Here is a 13,635-nt window from a genome sequence, read left to right as displayed (position 1 = left end):
CTTTGCCCTGTGGGCCTGACCACTAGTACCGTGGAGTCCGCGATTGGTGACACACCGCTCGGCTGTGTCATCATCTGCACGCACCCCCGCGTCCGCGCAGGTGTGCAAGCTGGAGGCGTCGCCTAGTCCGGTCTATGGCGCCGCACTGCTAATGCGGTTTGGGACCTAAATCCCATCGAGGGTTCAAATCCCTCCGCCTCCGCTTCATGATCCGAAGCCCTGGTCCTGCTGGACCGGGGCTTCGGTGCTTCCTTGCCAGGAAGTACGTTTCCGCAGGTCGCAAGGGGTGTGGCAAACGGATTTCACATGGCGGCGGCGGTCATGTAATGTTCTTCCTGTCGCCGCGAGCGGGCCGAAAGGCCGGGGAGCGAAGACAGACAAAAGAAAAATCAAGCACTCGTAGCTTAACGGATAGAGCATCTGACTACGGATCAGAAGGTTGCAGGTTCGAATCCTGCCGAGTGCACACAGTCGAAAGGCCCCCGGAGATGATCCGGGGGCCTTTTGCGTTGCCCCGGGAGGTCGGCTGAGTCGCCTAGTCGTCGCCCCCGCGATCGTCGGTGTGATCGCCAGCACAGCTGAAGCGATGGCCAGCGGAGTCACGTATTCCGCACATAGCGTGATCAACGACCAAGTAAGTCCTGCTTTATTGGAGGATCGATGCGCAAGGTTTTGACGGGGAAGCGCAAGCTGGCGGTCGTGGCGCTGACGGCTGTGGCCATCGGACTGCCCGCCGTGGGTGCGGTCGCGGGGGAGATCAGCGGGAGCAGGCTTCCGTTCTCCATAGCCACCGCGGGGAACAAGGAGGACGGTGACCGCTGGAAGGGCAAGAGCAGCGGTCACGCCAAGGCCTGTGGCGATGTGCCGGTGAACGACACTCGGACGTTCAGCGCGTACATCTACCAGGACAAGAGCTTCCGCCCCGACCCGCAGATCGCCAGCACCTCCCGCAGCTACAAGCAGGGGTACGGCTGTGGTGGCTACAAGGGCACCAGCACGGGTGGCAAGTACTACACCAAGGCCACCTGGGCCGGGATCCCCGGCAGCCGCGCCTACGGTTACGTGAACGCCCAGAACTGATCAGTAATCAGGATCAGGAATCAGGAATCAGGAATCACGTGACCAGTAGCAAGAGCGCTGCCGCGGCCGGCTCCCAGCCGGTCGCGGCGGTCGCGGCCGTGACCGTCCGGTACGGGTCCACGGTCGCCCTCGATGACGTCTCCCTCGAATTCCCCTCCGGGGTCACAGGACTGCTCGGGCCCAACGGGGCGGGGAAGAGCACCCTGTTGTCGCTGCTGAGCACGGCGCGCAGACCCAAGTCCGGCTCGGTCACCCTCCTCGGGGACGAGGCGCCGGGGCGGGCCAGGGTGCAGCACATCAGACAGCGGATCGGGGTGCTTCCGCAGTCCTTCGGGTTCTATCCCCGATTCACCGTCCTGGAGTTCACCGAGTACGCGGCCTGGCTGCGCAAGGTGCCCGCCGCCCGGCGCCGTGAGCGGGCCCGCGATGCGCTGCGTCTTGTAGAGATGGAGAAGCACGCAGAGAAGAAGATGGGTGCCCTGTCCGGCGGCATGCTGCGGCGCGTCGGCATCGCCCAGGCCATGGTCAACGAACCGTCCCTGGTGCTCCTCGACGAACCGACCGTCGGCCTCGACCCGGCCCAGCGCGTCGGATTCCGGGGCCTTATCCGGGAGTTGGGCGAGCGGTCCGCGGTCGTGATGAGCACCCACCTCGCCGAGGACGTCGCCCATGTGTGTGATCGGGTCGCCGTGCTGCTTGAGGGTTCGGTCCGGTTTGCGGGGACCGTCGGCGAGCTGTGCGCACTCCCGGACGGGGACGGGGACGGGGACGCGGACGGCAAGGACGTCGACGGGGGCGCCGTGGAAGCCGGGTATCTGCATCTGGCCGGGACGGAAGCGGTGGCGACCTGATGCGTGTGCTGCTGACCGAGATGCGGCGCGGCGAGGCCAAGTGGGCCGCCGCGCTCATGGGCGCGATCGGCGTGTACTACTTCACCGCCGAGAGCCCCGCCGAGAGCGACTGGATCGGCTGGTGGACCCAGACCAGCCTGCAGGTCCAGCTCTACGCGGTGATCGTGATGGGCTCGGTGATGAGCGCCGCGGCCGCCTGGGGAGCGGGCCGCGCCTTCCGGCACCGGACGCGGGTCTGGGCGGACACCGCGGCCCGCGGCGGCTGGGCGCAGGCGCTGCTGCTCTGGCTCGCGGTCTGGCTGTGGGCGCTGATCGCGTACGCCGTGCTGATCGGTGTGGCGTTCTCGCGGACCGCGGGGGTGAGTGAGGTCGGCGGGCCCTCGTGGACGCCGTTGTTGCTCGGGGCCGCGATGCTGGGCCTTGAGATCGCCGTGGGGGTCGCGATCGGTTCGGCGCTGCCGTCCCGTGTGGTCGCGCCCTTCGCGGGGATCTTCTGGTACGGGCTCTTTGTCTTTGTGGCGTTTGTTCCGGACACTCCGCTCGACAAGCTCTTTCCCGCGATCGACGAGTTCTGGAGCTCGGAGTTCGAGCCGAACACCACGCGCATGCTGATCGCCGTCGCCTGGTGTCTGGCCTTCGGTCTTCTCCTGACCGCGCTGCCCGCGCTGCGGCGCCGTGCCGCGCTCGCGCCGCGGCCCCTTGCCCTGGGGGCGCTAGCCGTGGCCGCGCTCGTCGCGGGCGGCACACTGGTGGGCTTCCGTACGCCGGTGCCCGACTCCTATTGGGCGGTGCGCAAGGAGCAGCCCGCGCAGCCGCTCTGCGCCGCCAGTGGGCGTACGAAGGTGTGCCTGTGGCCGGACGACCGCCATCTGCTGCCGCAGGCCAAGGCCGCCGTGCGGACCGTCGACGAGCGGCTCGGCTCCCTGAACGGGCTCAACCGCGCCTTCTACGCGACCGGCCTCGACCGGCCCAAGAAGGGGCACAGCGCCGAGCTGTCCCTGATGACGCCGGCGGAGACCGAGGCGGACCTGACCGACGCCCTGTTCGCGGCTGCCCTTCCGCAGCCCGAATCCACGGACTGCGAGCCGCAGTTGCTCAAGGAGACCGGCGGCTACCCGGGCACCTTCCTCTTCGAAGCCGTCATCCGTGCCCGCGCCGGCGCTCCGAGCGACTACTACGGAGAGAAGTTCGGCCGGGCCCTCGACCGGGTCACCAGTGCCCCGCGCGCCGAGCAGGACAAGTGGATCGAGGCCGCGGCGCAGGACATCCGTGCCTGCCGTGCGCTTCCGGAGCTGCCGCGGTGACCCCGGTGACCCCGGTGCGGGGTCTTCTCGCGCCTCGTAGTCCCGGGGCTCAGGCCGTGCTCGCCTTCGTACGCTGCCGGGGCCTGCCCCGGGCCGCGGGCGTCGCGCTGGTCGTCGCCCTGGCGGCGACCGCGTTCGCGGGGCAGCGGGTGGCGGTGCCCGAGTTCCGCTACCTGGTCGACTTCAGCGTGCCGGTTGCCGAGGTCGTGCCGCTGGCGCACGCGGTGATCCTCGCGACCACGTTGTTCTCGCCGATGGCGGACCTGGAGCAGACAGCGGCCCAGCCGATGACCCGCCACCGGGGCCTGTACCTGGTGGTGCTGCTCGCCCTCGCGCTCGGCCTGAGCGCGCTGCCGCTGCTCGCCGGGGCGAGTGGCGAGGTGTTCGGCTCGGCGGCGCGCAATGTCGTCGGCTATCTCGGCCTCGGCATGATCAGCGCCAGGCTCTTCGGCAGCGGGCTCGCCTGGCTGCTTCCGCTCGGCATGTTCGGGCCCACGCTGCTGCTGGGTGTCGACAGCGACAACAACCCGGAGCCCTGGGCCTGGTCACTGCATGCGTCGTCCAGTGCGTCGGCCGCGGTCGTGGCTGCGGCGCTGTGGGTGATTGGTGTGGCCGCGGCTGCCACGGGGCGCCCGCGGCAGACGGAGCGGGCTGAACAGCACTGAGTGCTCCGCTGGATATGCGGTTTCTTCACCGCGGGCCGGTGGGGGCTGGTCGCGCAGTTCCCCGCGCCCCTTCGGGGGCGCGCTCTCGACAAGACTGTCCCCATGGAGTGGCGTAGTGCGGGTTTGAGCTGGGCGGACGGGTCGCCCGTGCTCGGGTGGGAGCGGGGTGGCGTCAGCCCGCTGGTCGTGGGGCGGCACCTCGGGTTCCGGGTCGGTGGGCCGCGGCGGTGTGTGGGGGCGCGGGGGAATCCGTGCCCCGATGCCGCCGTGGTGGCGGGGCGGGCGACGCAGGCCCGGTGTGCGGAGTGTGCGCGGCTCGACCGGGCGCACTCGGTGGCCGCCGACACCATCGCCGATGATCCGCGGACCTATCGGGTCTACCTGGCGTGGTTCGGGCCCGGGATGGTGAAGGTCGGGATCACCAGGGAGGAGCGGGGCGCCGCGCGGCTGCTCGAGCAGGGGGCGGTGGCGTTCGCCTGGCTCGGCCGGGGGCCGTTGATGGCGGCGCGGCGGGCCGAGGAGCTGCTGCGGGTCGCGCTCAAGGTGCCCGACCGGATCTCGTACGCCAGGAAGCGCGCGGTCAGGTCCGCGCTGCCGGGGGAGGCGGAGCGGCGGGGCGAGTTGGAGCGGCTGCACGGCTTCGCCGTCGCGCTCGACGGGTGGCCCGAATCCCTTGAGCGGCTGCCCGGGGGGATCGTGGATCACGGGGAGGCGTTCGGGGTGGAGCGGCTTGCGGGGACCCGTGGGTACGCGGTGACGGAGCTCGCCGACGGCGGGGTGGTCTCGGGGGAGCTGGTCGCCGTGGCGGGGCCCGATCTCTGTCTGGACGACGCGGGGCGCCTCGTCGTGCTCGACAGCAGGCTGCTGCGGGGGTGGCGGCTCGAAGGGGTGCGGGGCACGACGCGTACGACGGTTCCGGTGCGGGAGGTGCCGGTCGAGCAGGGCGGGCTGTTCTGAGGCACACGCAGTACGCCGTACGCCGCCGAAGCTGACCGGAGGGTCAAGTCTCGTCTCCCGTACGGCAATGAAGGCGGGGAAGGGGTGGACAGTGCGCGGCGCGTGGCCGAGCCTGAGGGACATGAGTGATCACCCTGTCGCGCCTGTCGCGCCCTTCGAACCGCCTTACTACACCGTCGTGTTCACCTCTCTGCGGACCGAGGGCGATCACGGCTACGGCGAGACCGCCGAGCACATGGAAGAGCTGGTCGCGAAGATCCCCGGCTTCCTGGGCATGGACTCCGCGCACACACCCGGCGGGCTCGGCATCACCGTCGGGTACTTCCGCGACGAGGACGCGATCAAGGAGTGGCGCGCCGTGGCGGAGCACCGGACGGCGCAGCGGCGGGGGCGCGAGGAGTGGTACGAGACGTACTCCGTCCATGTCGCCAAGGTGGAGCGGAGCTACGGCTTTGAGCGGCGATGACCGCGAGGCCGCGCAGGTCGTCCGCTTCTGGGAGCGGCTCGGTCTTCCCGGACTCGTCGACGTACACACGCACTTCATGCCCGAGCGGGTCCTCGCGAAGGTGTGGGAGTACTTCGATGCGGCCGGGCCGCTCGTCGGGATGAAGTGGCCGGTGATCTACCGGCACGAGGAGGAGCAACGGATCGCGCTGCTCCGGGAGTTCGGCGTCCGGGCCTTCACGTCGATGATCTACCCGCACAAGGCGGGCATGGCGCGGTGGCTCAACGGCTGGGCGGCCGAGTTCGTCCGCCGGACGCCCGACTGCCTGCACACGGCGACGTTCTTTCCCGAGCCGGACGTCGAGGCGTATGTGCGCGAGGCCGTCGACGCCGGTGCGCGGGTCTTCAAGTCCCATGTACAGGTGGGGGGTTACGACCCGGGCCACCCGCTGCTCGATCCCGTCTGGGGGCTGCTCGCCGAGGCCGGCATCCCCGTCGTGGCGCACTGCGGTTCGGGGCCCGCGCCGGGCAAGCACACCGGGCCCGAGCCCATCGGCAGGCTGCTCGCCCGGCATCCCCGGCTGCGGCTGATCGTGGCGCACATGGGGATGCCCGAGTACGCCGACTTCCTGGCGCTCGCCGAGCGCTTCGCGGAGGTCCGCCTGGACACGACCATGGTGTTCACCGACTTCACGGAGCGGCTCAACCCCTTCCCGCGCGAGCAGCTGCCGCGGCTCGCGGATCTGGGGGAGCGGATCCTGCTGGGCACGGACTTCCCGAACATTCCGTACGGGTACGTCCATCAGCTCGACGCCCTCGAACGGCTCGGACTGGGGGACGACTGGCTGCGGGCCGTCTGCCACGGGAACGGGGCGCGGCTCTTCGGGCTGCCCACTCAGCGGTAGCCCACCCGTTTCTCAGGGAATTCACAGGTTCCGGCAAGAGGTCTCTCAGGGGCGCGGCGCAGGCTGTCAGCCATGACTACGACCTCGCCCCAGGGGCGTACCGAACTGCTCAGGTCGGACGGGAGTCCCGTACGCGTCCTCGTCGTGGACGACGAGGTGTCGCTGACCGAGCTGCTCTCCATGGCCCTGCGTTACGAGGGCTGGCAGATACGCAGCGCGGGCGACGGGGCCGGTGCGGTGCGGACCGCGCGGTCCTTCAGGCCCGACGCCGTGGTGCTCGACATGATGCTGCCCGACATGGACGGCCTCGCCGTGCTCGGCAGGCTGCGGCGTGAGCTGCCCGATGTGCCGGTGCTCTTCCTGACGGCCAAGGACGCCGTCGAGGACCGCATAGCCGGGCTCACGGCAGGCGGCGACGACTATGTCACCAAGCCCTTCAGCCTCGAAGAAGTCGTGGCGCGGCTTCGCGGGCTCATCCGGCGGGCCGGGGCCGGCGACCGGCGCAGCGAGTCCGTGCTCGCCGTCGGGGATCTCACCCTCGACGAGGACAGCCACGAGGTGACGCGGGGCGGGGACTCCATCCACCTCACGGCCACCGAGTTCGAGCTGCTGCGCTATCTGATGCGCAATCCGCGGCGCGTGCTCAGCAAGGCCCAGATCCTCGACCGGGTGTGGAGCTATGACTTCGGGGGCCAGGCCAACGTCGTCGAGCTCTACATCTCGTATCTGCGCAGGAAGATCGACGCGGGCCGGGAGCCGATGATCCACACGCGGCGCGGCGCCGGGTATCTGATCAAGGCCGCCCCATCGGTCGAGGGCGCGGCCGCGTCATGAAGCAGGTCTCATGATTCGACGGCGGCAGCCGCGTTCGCTGCGGACGCGGCTCGTCGTCTCGGCGGTGGCGCTGATCGCCGTCGTCTGCGCGGTGATCGCGACGGTGACGACGATCGCGCTGCACTCCCATCTCTACGACCAGCTGGACAGCTCGCTCGGCACGGTCGCGATGCGCGCGTCCGGGCCGCCCGGTGACGCGGGCGCGCTGCCCGAGCGCCACCGGCTGCCGGACGACGGTGATCCGCTGCAGTTCGTCTCCAAGGGGCCCCAGGAGGTCGGCACGATCGGAGCCGTCGTCCAGGGTGACGGCTCGGTCGGCGAGGCCATCGTCAGCACCGAGCCGGACACCGACAGCGGAAGCCCCGCGCCGCAGACCGAGCGGCTCGACGCGGACCGGTCCGGCGCGCTCGGCTCCGTGCCGCGCGACGGGAAGCCGCACAATGTCGGCATCCCCGGCCTCGGCGAGTACCGCGTCGAGTACGCGACCGGCGTCAACGGCGACTTCCTCGTCGGCATCCCCACGGCCAAGGTGCAGAACACCCTCAGTACGTTGATCATCGTCGAGGTCAGTGTCACCGCGGCGGGCCTGGTCGCGGCCTCGCTCGCCGGTGCCGCCATGGTCGGCGTCGCGCTCCGGCCGCTGCGCCGGGTCGCCGCGACCGCGACCCGGGTCTCCGAACTCCCCCTGCACACCGGCGAGGTGGCGCTGCACGAGCGCGTCCCCGACGCGGATGCGAGCACGGAGGTCGGGCAGGTGGGCGCGTCCCTCAACCGGATGCTCGACCATGTGCACTCCGCGCTGCACGCGCGCCAGGAGAGCGAGACGCGGGTGCGGCGGTTCGTCGCGGACGCCAGCCATGAGCTGCGTACGCCGCTCGCCTCGATCCGCGGGTACGCCGAACTGACCCGCCGGGGGCGGGAGACCACCGGGCCGGACACGCGGCACGCCCTAGGGCGCATCGAGTCCGAGGCCCAGCGGATGACGGGGCTCGTGGAGGATCTGCTGCTGCTCGCCCGCCTTGACGAGGGGCGGGACGGCGGGCTTCCCGGTGCCGCCGGGGCGAGACAACCGCTCACGTACGAGAGCACTGATCTCTCACCCCTGGTCGTCGACGCCGTCAGCGACGCGCGCGCCGCAGGCCTCGAACATCACTGGAGCCTCGAACTCCCCGACGATCCCGCCCTGGTGCTCGCCGACGCCGCCCGCCTCCACCAGGTCGTCGTCAACCTCCTCGCCAACGCCCGCACCCACACACCGCCGGGCACGAAGGTCAAGGCCCGCGTGCTGCGGGACGCCGGGCACGGCGTACGCCTTGAGGTCCAGGACGACGGCCCCGGCATCGCCCCCGCCCTCCTCCCCCACGTCTTCGAACGGTTCGCCCGCGGCGACGCGTCGCGCTCCCGCACCGCCGGGTCCACTGGGCTCGGCCTCGCCCTCGTGCACGCGATCGTGGCCGCGCACGGCGGCACGGTGGCGGTGGAGAGCGTGCCGGGGCGGACGGTGTTCGCGGTGACGTTGCCAGCCGCGCACGCCGCGCACGCCGCGCACGCCGCGAACCGCGAGGTCACGCACTCACAGTCGGACCACAGGCTCACCACACAGCCCTGACAGACCACTTGACGAATGTCGGTGGCATGCAAACCACCGACTCTTCTCCGGGCGGCGCTTGCTCGGTCACACTGCCGGCGCGGGCGCACCTTCCCGCCGGATGGCGCGACGTGCCCGTCCTGGACATCGTGATCCCCGTCCACAACGAGGAGAAGGACCTCGGGCCGTGTGTGCGGCGCCTGCACGACCATCTCGTCCGCACTTTCCCGTACCCCTTCCGCATCACCGTCGCGGACAACGCGTCGACGGACGCCACGCCCCAGGTGGCAGCGGGACTCGCCGCCGCGAGCCCCGAGGTCGAGTACCGACGGCTCGAACAGAAGGGCCGCGGCCGGGCGTTGTGCGCCGTCTGGTCCGTTTCGGACGCCCCCGTCCTCGCCTACATGGACGTCGACCTCTCCACCGACCTCAACGCGCTGCTCCCGCTGGTCGCGCCGCTCATCTCCGGCCACTCCGACCTGGCGATCGGCTCCCGGCTCGCGCGCAGCTCACGGGTGGTGCGCGGCCCCAAGCGCGAGTTCATCTCGCGTACGTACAACCTCATCCTGCGCGGCTCGCTGCACGCCCGCTTCTCCGACGCCCAGTGCGGCTTCAAGGCGATCAGGGGCGATGTGGCGGGCGTGCTGCTTCCGCTGGTCGAGGACACCGGGTGGTTCTTCGACACCGAGATGCTGGTGCTCGCCGAGCGCGCGGGGCTCCGCATCCACGAGGTGCCGGTCGACTGGGTCGACGACCCGAACTCCACGGTCCACCTGGTCAAGACGGCCACGGACGACCTCAAGGGGGTGTGGCGGGTCGGGCGCGCCCTCGCGGTCGGCGCGCTGCCTCTTGACCGGCTCGCCCGCCCCTTCGGCGACGATCCGCGGGACCGGCAGCTGACCGGCGTGCCCGGCGGACTCGCCCGCCAGCTGGTCGGCTTCTGCGTGGTGGGCGCGCTCTCCACGCTCTTCTATCTCCTTCTCTACTCCGGCTTCCGTACGTTCACGGGGTCGCAGGTGGCGAACGCCCTTGCCCTGCTGTTCTCCGCGGTCGCCAACACCGCCGCCAACCGGCGGCTCACCTTCGGGGTGCGCGGCCGCGACCGTGCGATGCGCCATCAGGCCCAGGGCCTGGTCGTCTTCGCCATCGGCCTCGCCCTGACCAGCGGCTCGCTGGCGGCCCTCGACGCGGCCTCCGGCGACCCCTCCCACTCCACGGAGCTCGCGGTCCTGATCGCGGCCAACCTCGCGGCGACGGTCCTGCGGTTCCTGCTGCTGCGGGCCTGGGTGTTCCCGGAGCGGCGCACGAACTCCGCGTACGACATGAACTCCGCCGACGAACCGAGGAACGCACGATGACGACAACTACCCAGGTGGCTCCCCCACTTCACGTGGCGGAGCCGCGCGACCCCCGCTGGGCCCGCCCGGCCTTCCTCGGCCTGCTGCTCGCGACCGCCGTCCTCTACTTCTGGAACCTCAGCGCGTCCGGTTACGCCAACTCCTTCTACTCCGCGGCCGTCCAGGCGGGCAGCCAGAGCTGGAAGGCGATGTTCTTCGGCTCGCTCGACGCGGGCAACGCGATCACCGTGGACAAGCCCCCGGCATCGCTCTGGCCGATGGCACTCTCCGTACGCCTCTTCGGGCTCAACTCCTGGGCGGTGCTTGCCCCGCAGGTCCTGATGGGCGTCGCGACGGTCGGCGTGCTGTACGCGGCGGTACGCCGCCGCTTCAGCCCGGCGGCCGGACTGATCGCGGGCGCCGTGCTCGCGCTCACGCCCGTCGCCGCGCTGATGTTCCGCTTCAACAACCCGGACGCCCTGCTCGCGCTCCTGATGACCGTCACCGTGTACGGCGTGCTCCGCGCCCTGGAGCACGGCCGCACCAAGTGGCTGGTCTGGGCGGGTGTCGCGGTCGGTCTCGCCTTCCTGGCGAAGACGCTGCAGGCGTTCCTGATCCTGCCGCCGCTCGCGGTCCTCTACGCGGTGTGCGCGCCCGTCCGGCTCCGCAAGCGCTTCGGTCAACTCGCCCTCTCCGGGCTCGCTATGGTCGTCGCGGGCGGCTGGTGGGTCGCGATCGTGGAGCTGTGGCCCGCGTCGTCCCGCCCGTACATCGGAGGCTCGCAGAACAACTCCTTCCTTGAGCTGACCTTCGGCTACAACGGACTCGGCCGCATCAACGGCGAGGAGACCGGCAGCGTGGGCGGTGGCGGCGGCCCCGGCGGCGGTGGCGGCGGTCAGTGGGGCGAGACCGGCATCGGCCGGATGTTCAACTCCGAGATCGGCAGCCAGATCTCGTGGCTGCTTCCCGCCGCGCTGATCCTCCTGGTCGGCGGCATCATCCTCACCTGGAAGGCCCGCAGGACCGACATCACGCGCTCGGCGTTCGTGGCGTGGGGCGGCTCGCTGCTGATGACGGCGGCCGTCTTCAGCTTCATGGCGGGCATCTTCCACCAGTACTACACGATCGCCCTGGCCCCCTACATCGCGGCGCTGATCGGCATGGGCGTCACGGTCCTGTGGGAGGAGCGGGCCAAGTGGTGGGCGGGCGCGCTGCTCGGTGCGGCCGTCGCGGGTACGGCCTGGTGGGGGTACGTCCTGCTCGGGCGGACCCCGGACTATGTGCCGTGGCTGCGCTGGGCGGTCCTGATCGGCGGACTCGCGGGCGCGCTCGGCCTGCTCCTCGCCGCACGCCTGGGGAGCCAACTGGCCATTGCTGCCATCGGGTTGAGCTTCGCTGCCTCGGTCGCGGGCCCGGTTGCGTACACGCTCTCCACCGTGAACAGCGCGCACACGGGGTCGATCGTGACGGCGGGCCCGGCGTCGGCGGGCGGCATGGGCGGACCCGGTGCCGGCGGTGGCGGCCGGCCCGGCGGTGGTGGCGGTGGTGGCGGTGGTGGCGGGATGCAGCCGCCAGGCCAGAACGGCCAGAACGGCCAGGGCGGTAAGCAGAACGGCGCGATGCAGCCCCCCACCGGCGGTCAGAACGGCGGCGGCATGGGCGGAGGCGGCGGCATGGGCGGCCTCCTCAACGGTGCCCAGGTCAGCAGCAAGGCCAAGAAGCTCCTGGAGGCGAATACCGAGGACTACACCTGGGCGGCGGCCGCCATCGGCTCGCAGAACGCCGCGAGCTACCAGCTCGCCACCGGCGACCCGGTGATGGCGATCGGCGGCTTCAACGGCAGCGACCCGTCCCCGACCCTCGCCCAGTTCAAGCAGTACGTGGCCGACGGGAAGGTCCACTACTTCATCTCGGGCGGCCAGGGCGGCCAGGGCGGCCAGGGCGGAGGCGGCGGCATGGGCGGCGACAGCGGCACCTCCTCGAAGATCACCTCCTGGGTGGAGGACTCCTTTAAGAAGGTCACCGTCGGCAGCGCCACGTTCTACGACCTGACGCAGCCCAAGGGCTGACGGAAACCCTCTTGTACGGCGTACGGGAGATGCCTTACGGTGTACATCGCTCACCTCCCGTACGCCGTACAAGAAGAAGGAGAGGGTATGACGGCAACGACGACCGCCGAGACCCCCACCACCCCCCAGGCACACCCTCAGCGCTGGCTGATCCTCGGCGTCATCTGCCTCGCCACGCTCACCGTCCTCCTGGACAACACCGTCCTGAACGTCGCGATCCCCTCCCTCACCAAGGAGCTGGACGCGTCCACGGCCGACATCCAGTGGATGATCAACGCCTACTCGCTCGTCCAGTCCGGCCTCCTGCTCACCGCGGGAAGCGCCGCCGACCGCTACGGCCGCAAGAAGATGCTCGCCGCGGGCCTCGCCCTCTTCGGCATCGGCTCGCTGGTCGCGGGCCTCGCCCAGTCCTCCACGCAGCTCATCGCAGCGCGGGCCGGGATGGGCATCGGCGGCGCGCTCCTGATGACCACCACGCTCGCCGTCATCGTGCAGATCTTCGACGACAGCGAGCGGATGAAGGCGATCGGCCTCTGGTCGACCGTCAACTCCCTCGGCTTCGCGATCGGCCCGCTGGTCGGCGGCGTCATGCTGAACCACTTCTGGTGGGGCGCGATCTTCCTGATCAACATCCCCGTCGCGGTCCTCGGCTTCGTCGCCGTCGTGAAGCTGATCCCCGAGTCCAAGAACCCGCAGGGCGACCGGCCCGACCTGCTCGGCGCGGTGTTCTCCACCATCGGCATGGCGTCGGTCGTCTACGCGATCATCTCCGGGCCCGAGCACGGCTGGACGTCGACGCAGGTCCTGGTGGCGGCCGCGGTGGGTGTCGTCGTACTCGGCGTCTTCGTCTGGTGGGAGCTGCGCATCCCGTACCCGATGCTGGACATGCACTTCTTCCGCAACCAGCGCTTCATCGGCGCCGTCGCGGGCGCCATCCTGGTCGCCTTCGGCATGGGCGGCTCGCTCTTCCTGCTCACCCAGCACCTCCAGTTCGTCCTGGGGTACGAGCCGTTGGAGGCCGGTCTGCGGACGGCACCGCTCGCGGTCACCGTGGTCGCGCTCAACTTCACCGGCCTCGGCGCACGGCTTCTTAAGAAGACGAGCACCCCGGTCACCATCGCCATCGGCATGACCCTCCTCTCCGCGGGGCTCGTCGCGATCGCCGTGCTCGGCGGCGACAACTACGGCGGGATGCTGACCGGGCTCATCGTGATGGGCGCGGGCATCGCACTGGCCATGCCCGCCATGGCCAACGCCATCATGAGCGCGATACCGCCGGAGAAGGCGGGCGTCGGCGCGGGCGTCAACGGCACGCTCGCGGAGTTCGGCAACGGGCTCGGCGTGGCCGTACTCGGCGCGGTCCTGAATTCGAAGTTCGCCTCGCTCGTGGCCGTGTCCGCGGCCTCGCTGCCCGCCGCGCTCGCCGCGGCCCGTACGGAGGGCGAGCGGACGCGGATCGCCGACGCGTTCTCCTCGGGCCTGGAGACCAGTCAGCTGGTGGGGGCCGTGGCGGTGTTCCTCGGAGGCGTTGTCGCGGCCGCGTTGCTGAAGCGGGCGGAAAGGGCAGACTCTGCCAAGACGGGGTCCGCATAGCATCGAGG

The 13,635-nt window shown here is 70.7% G+C and carries 12 protein-coding genes and 2 tRNA genes; all 14 read left to right on the top strand.

Annotated features, from left to right (window positions below; genetic code table 11):
- Positions 1 to 111 precede the first annotated feature (111 nt).
- The 14 genes from AB0O76_RS30085 (at position 112) to AB0O76_RS30020 (ending at position 13,627) form a co-directional block, all read left to right on the top strand.
- Positions 112 to 202, top strand: a tRNA-Ser gene (locus tag AB0O76_RS30085).
- A gap of 191 nt (positions 203 to 393) precedes the next feature.
- A tRNA-Arg gene (locus tag AB0O76_RS30080) sits at positions 394 to 466 on the top strand.
- A gap of 194 nt (positions 467 to 660) precedes the next feature.
- Complete coding sequence (locus AB0O76_RS30075; RefSeq protein ID WP_365497308.1) at positions 661 to 1,080, top strand: hypothetical protein; 420 nt, start codon at positions 661 to 663, stop codon at positions 1,078 to 1,080.
- A 38-nt stretch (positions 1,081 to 1,118) separates the two neighbouring features.
- Complete coding sequence (locus AB0O76_RS30070) at positions 1,119 to 1,931, top strand: ATP-binding cassette domain-containing protein (RefSeq protein WP_365497306.1); 813 nt, start codon at positions 1,119 to 1,121, stop codon at positions 1,929 to 1,931.
- A complete protein-coding gene (locus AB0O76_RS30065) occupies positions 1,931 to 3,235 on the top strand; it encodes a hypothetical protein (protein WP_365497304.1) in 1,305 nt (434 codons plus the stop codon). The genes AB0O76_RS30070 and AB0O76_RS30065 overlap by 1 nt, the downstream gene beginning before the upstream one ends.
- Positions 3,232 to 3,900, top strand: a complete 669-nt coding sequence (locus tag AB0O76_RS30060) for a hypothetical protein (protein ID WP_365497302.1) — start codon at positions 3,232 to 3,234, stop codon at positions 3,898 to 3,900. The genes AB0O76_RS30065 and AB0O76_RS30060 overlap by 4 nt, the downstream gene beginning before the upstream one ends.
- 102 nt (positions 3,901 to 4,002) lie before the next feature.
- Entirely contained in the window at positions 4,003 to 4,857 is an 855-nt protein-coding gene (locus AB0O76_RS30055) for a DUF2797 domain-containing protein (protein ID WP_365497300.1), read from the top strand.
- A gap of 121 nt (positions 4,858 to 4,978) precedes the next feature.
- The gene (locus AB0O76_RS30050; RefSeq protein WP_365497298.1) at positions 4,979 to 5,323 is read left to right on the top strand and encodes an antibiotic biosynthesis monooxygenase; all 345 of its coding nucleotides are present in this window, start codon (positions 4,979 to 4,981) and stop codon (positions 5,321 to 5,323) included.
- Complete coding sequence (locus AB0O76_RS30045; RefSeq protein ID WP_365497296.1) at positions 5,310 to 6,206, top strand: amidohydrolase family protein; 897 nt, start codon at positions 5,310 to 5,312, stop codon at positions 6,204 to 6,206. Before AB0O76_RS30050 ends, AB0O76_RS30045 begins: the two co-directional genes overlap by 14 nt.
- A 72-nt stretch (positions 6,207 to 6,278) precedes the next feature.
- Positions 6,279 to 7,040, top strand: a complete 762-nt coding sequence (locus tag AB0O76_RS30040) for a response regulator transcription factor (protein ID WP_365497294.1) — start codon at positions 6,279 to 6,281, stop codon at positions 7,038 to 7,040.
- Between the two features lie 10 nt (positions 7,041 to 7,050).
- Positions 7,051 to 8,649: a HAMP domain-containing sensor histidine kinase gene (locus AB0O76_RS30035; protein ID WP_365497292.1), complete on the top strand. Its 1,599-nt coding sequence runs from the start codon at positions 7,051 to 7,053 to the stop codon at positions 8,647 to 8,649.
- A 26-nt stretch (positions 8,650 to 8,675) separates the two neighbouring features.
- A complete protein-coding gene (locus tag AB0O76_RS30030) occupies positions 8,676 to 9,986 on the top strand; it encodes a bifunctional glycosyltransferase family 2/GtrA family protein (RefSeq protein ID WP_365497290.1) in 1,311 nt (436 codons plus the stop codon).
- Positions 9,983 to 12,034, top strand: coding sequence for a glycosyltransferase family 39 protein (locus AB0O76_RS30025; RefSeq protein ID WP_365497288.1), 2,052 nt, complete (start codon positions 9,983 to 9,985; stop codon positions 12,032 to 12,034). The genes AB0O76_RS30030 and AB0O76_RS30025 overlap by 4 nt, the downstream gene beginning before the upstream one ends.
- Positions 12,035 to 12,121: 87 nt before the next feature.
- Positions 12,122 to 13,627 (top strand): MFS transporter, encoded by a 1,506-nt coding sequence (locus AB0O76_RS30020; protein WP_365497286.1) that lies wholly within the window; start codon positions 12,122 to 12,124, stop codon positions 13,625 to 13,627.
- Positions 13,628 to 13,635: the final 8 nt, after the last annotated feature.

It is taken from the genome of Streptomyces sp. NPDC086554 (genome assembly GCF_040686095.1).
Lineage (GTDB): Bacteria > Actinomycetota > Actinomycetes > Streptomycetales > Streptomycetaceae > Streptomyces.
Note: the sequence above shows the minus strand (reverse complement) of the source record. Positions and strands in the feature narration are given on the sequence as shown.

Excerpts from the sequence above, each read along its gene's own strand:
- AB0O76_RS30065 (WP_365497304.1), top strand. The coding sequence starts at position 1,931 with ATGCGTGTGCTGCTGACCGAGATGCGGCGCGGCGAGGCCAAGTGGGCC.
- AB0O76_RS30025 (WP_365497288.1), top strand. The coding sequence starts at position 9,983 with ATGACGACAACTACCCAGGTGGCTCCCCCACTTCACGTGGCGGAGCCG.
- AB0O76_RS30030 (WP_365497290.1), top strand. The coding sequence starts at position 8,676 with ATGCAAACCACCGACTCTTCTCCGGGCGGCGCTTGCTCGGTCACACTG.
- AB0O76_RS30020 (WP_365497286.1), top strand. The coding sequence starts at position 12,122 with ATGACGGCAACGACGACCGCCGAGACCCCCACCACCCCCCAGGCACAC.
- AB0O76_RS30035 (WP_365497292.1), top strand. The coding sequence starts at position 7,051 with ATGATTCGACGGCGGCAGCCGCGTTCGCTGCGGACGCGGCTCGTCGTC.
- AB0O76_RS30075 (WP_365497308.1), top strand. The coding sequence starts at position 661 with ATGCGCAAGGTTTTGACGGGGAAGCGCAAGCTGGCGGTCGTGGCGCTG.
- AB0O76_RS30055 (WP_365497300.1), top strand. The coding sequence starts at position 4,003 with ATGGAGTGGCGTAGTGCGGGTTTGAGCTGGGCGGACGGGTCGCCCGTG.
- AB0O76_RS30050 (WP_365497298.1), top strand. The coding sequence starts at position 4,979 with ATGAGTGATCACCCTGTCGCGCCTGTCGCGCCCTTCGAACCGCCTTAC.
- AB0O76_RS30040 (WP_365497294.1), top strand. The coding sequence starts at position 6,279 with ATGACTACGACCTCGCCCCAGGGGCGTACCGAACTGCTCAGGTCGGAC.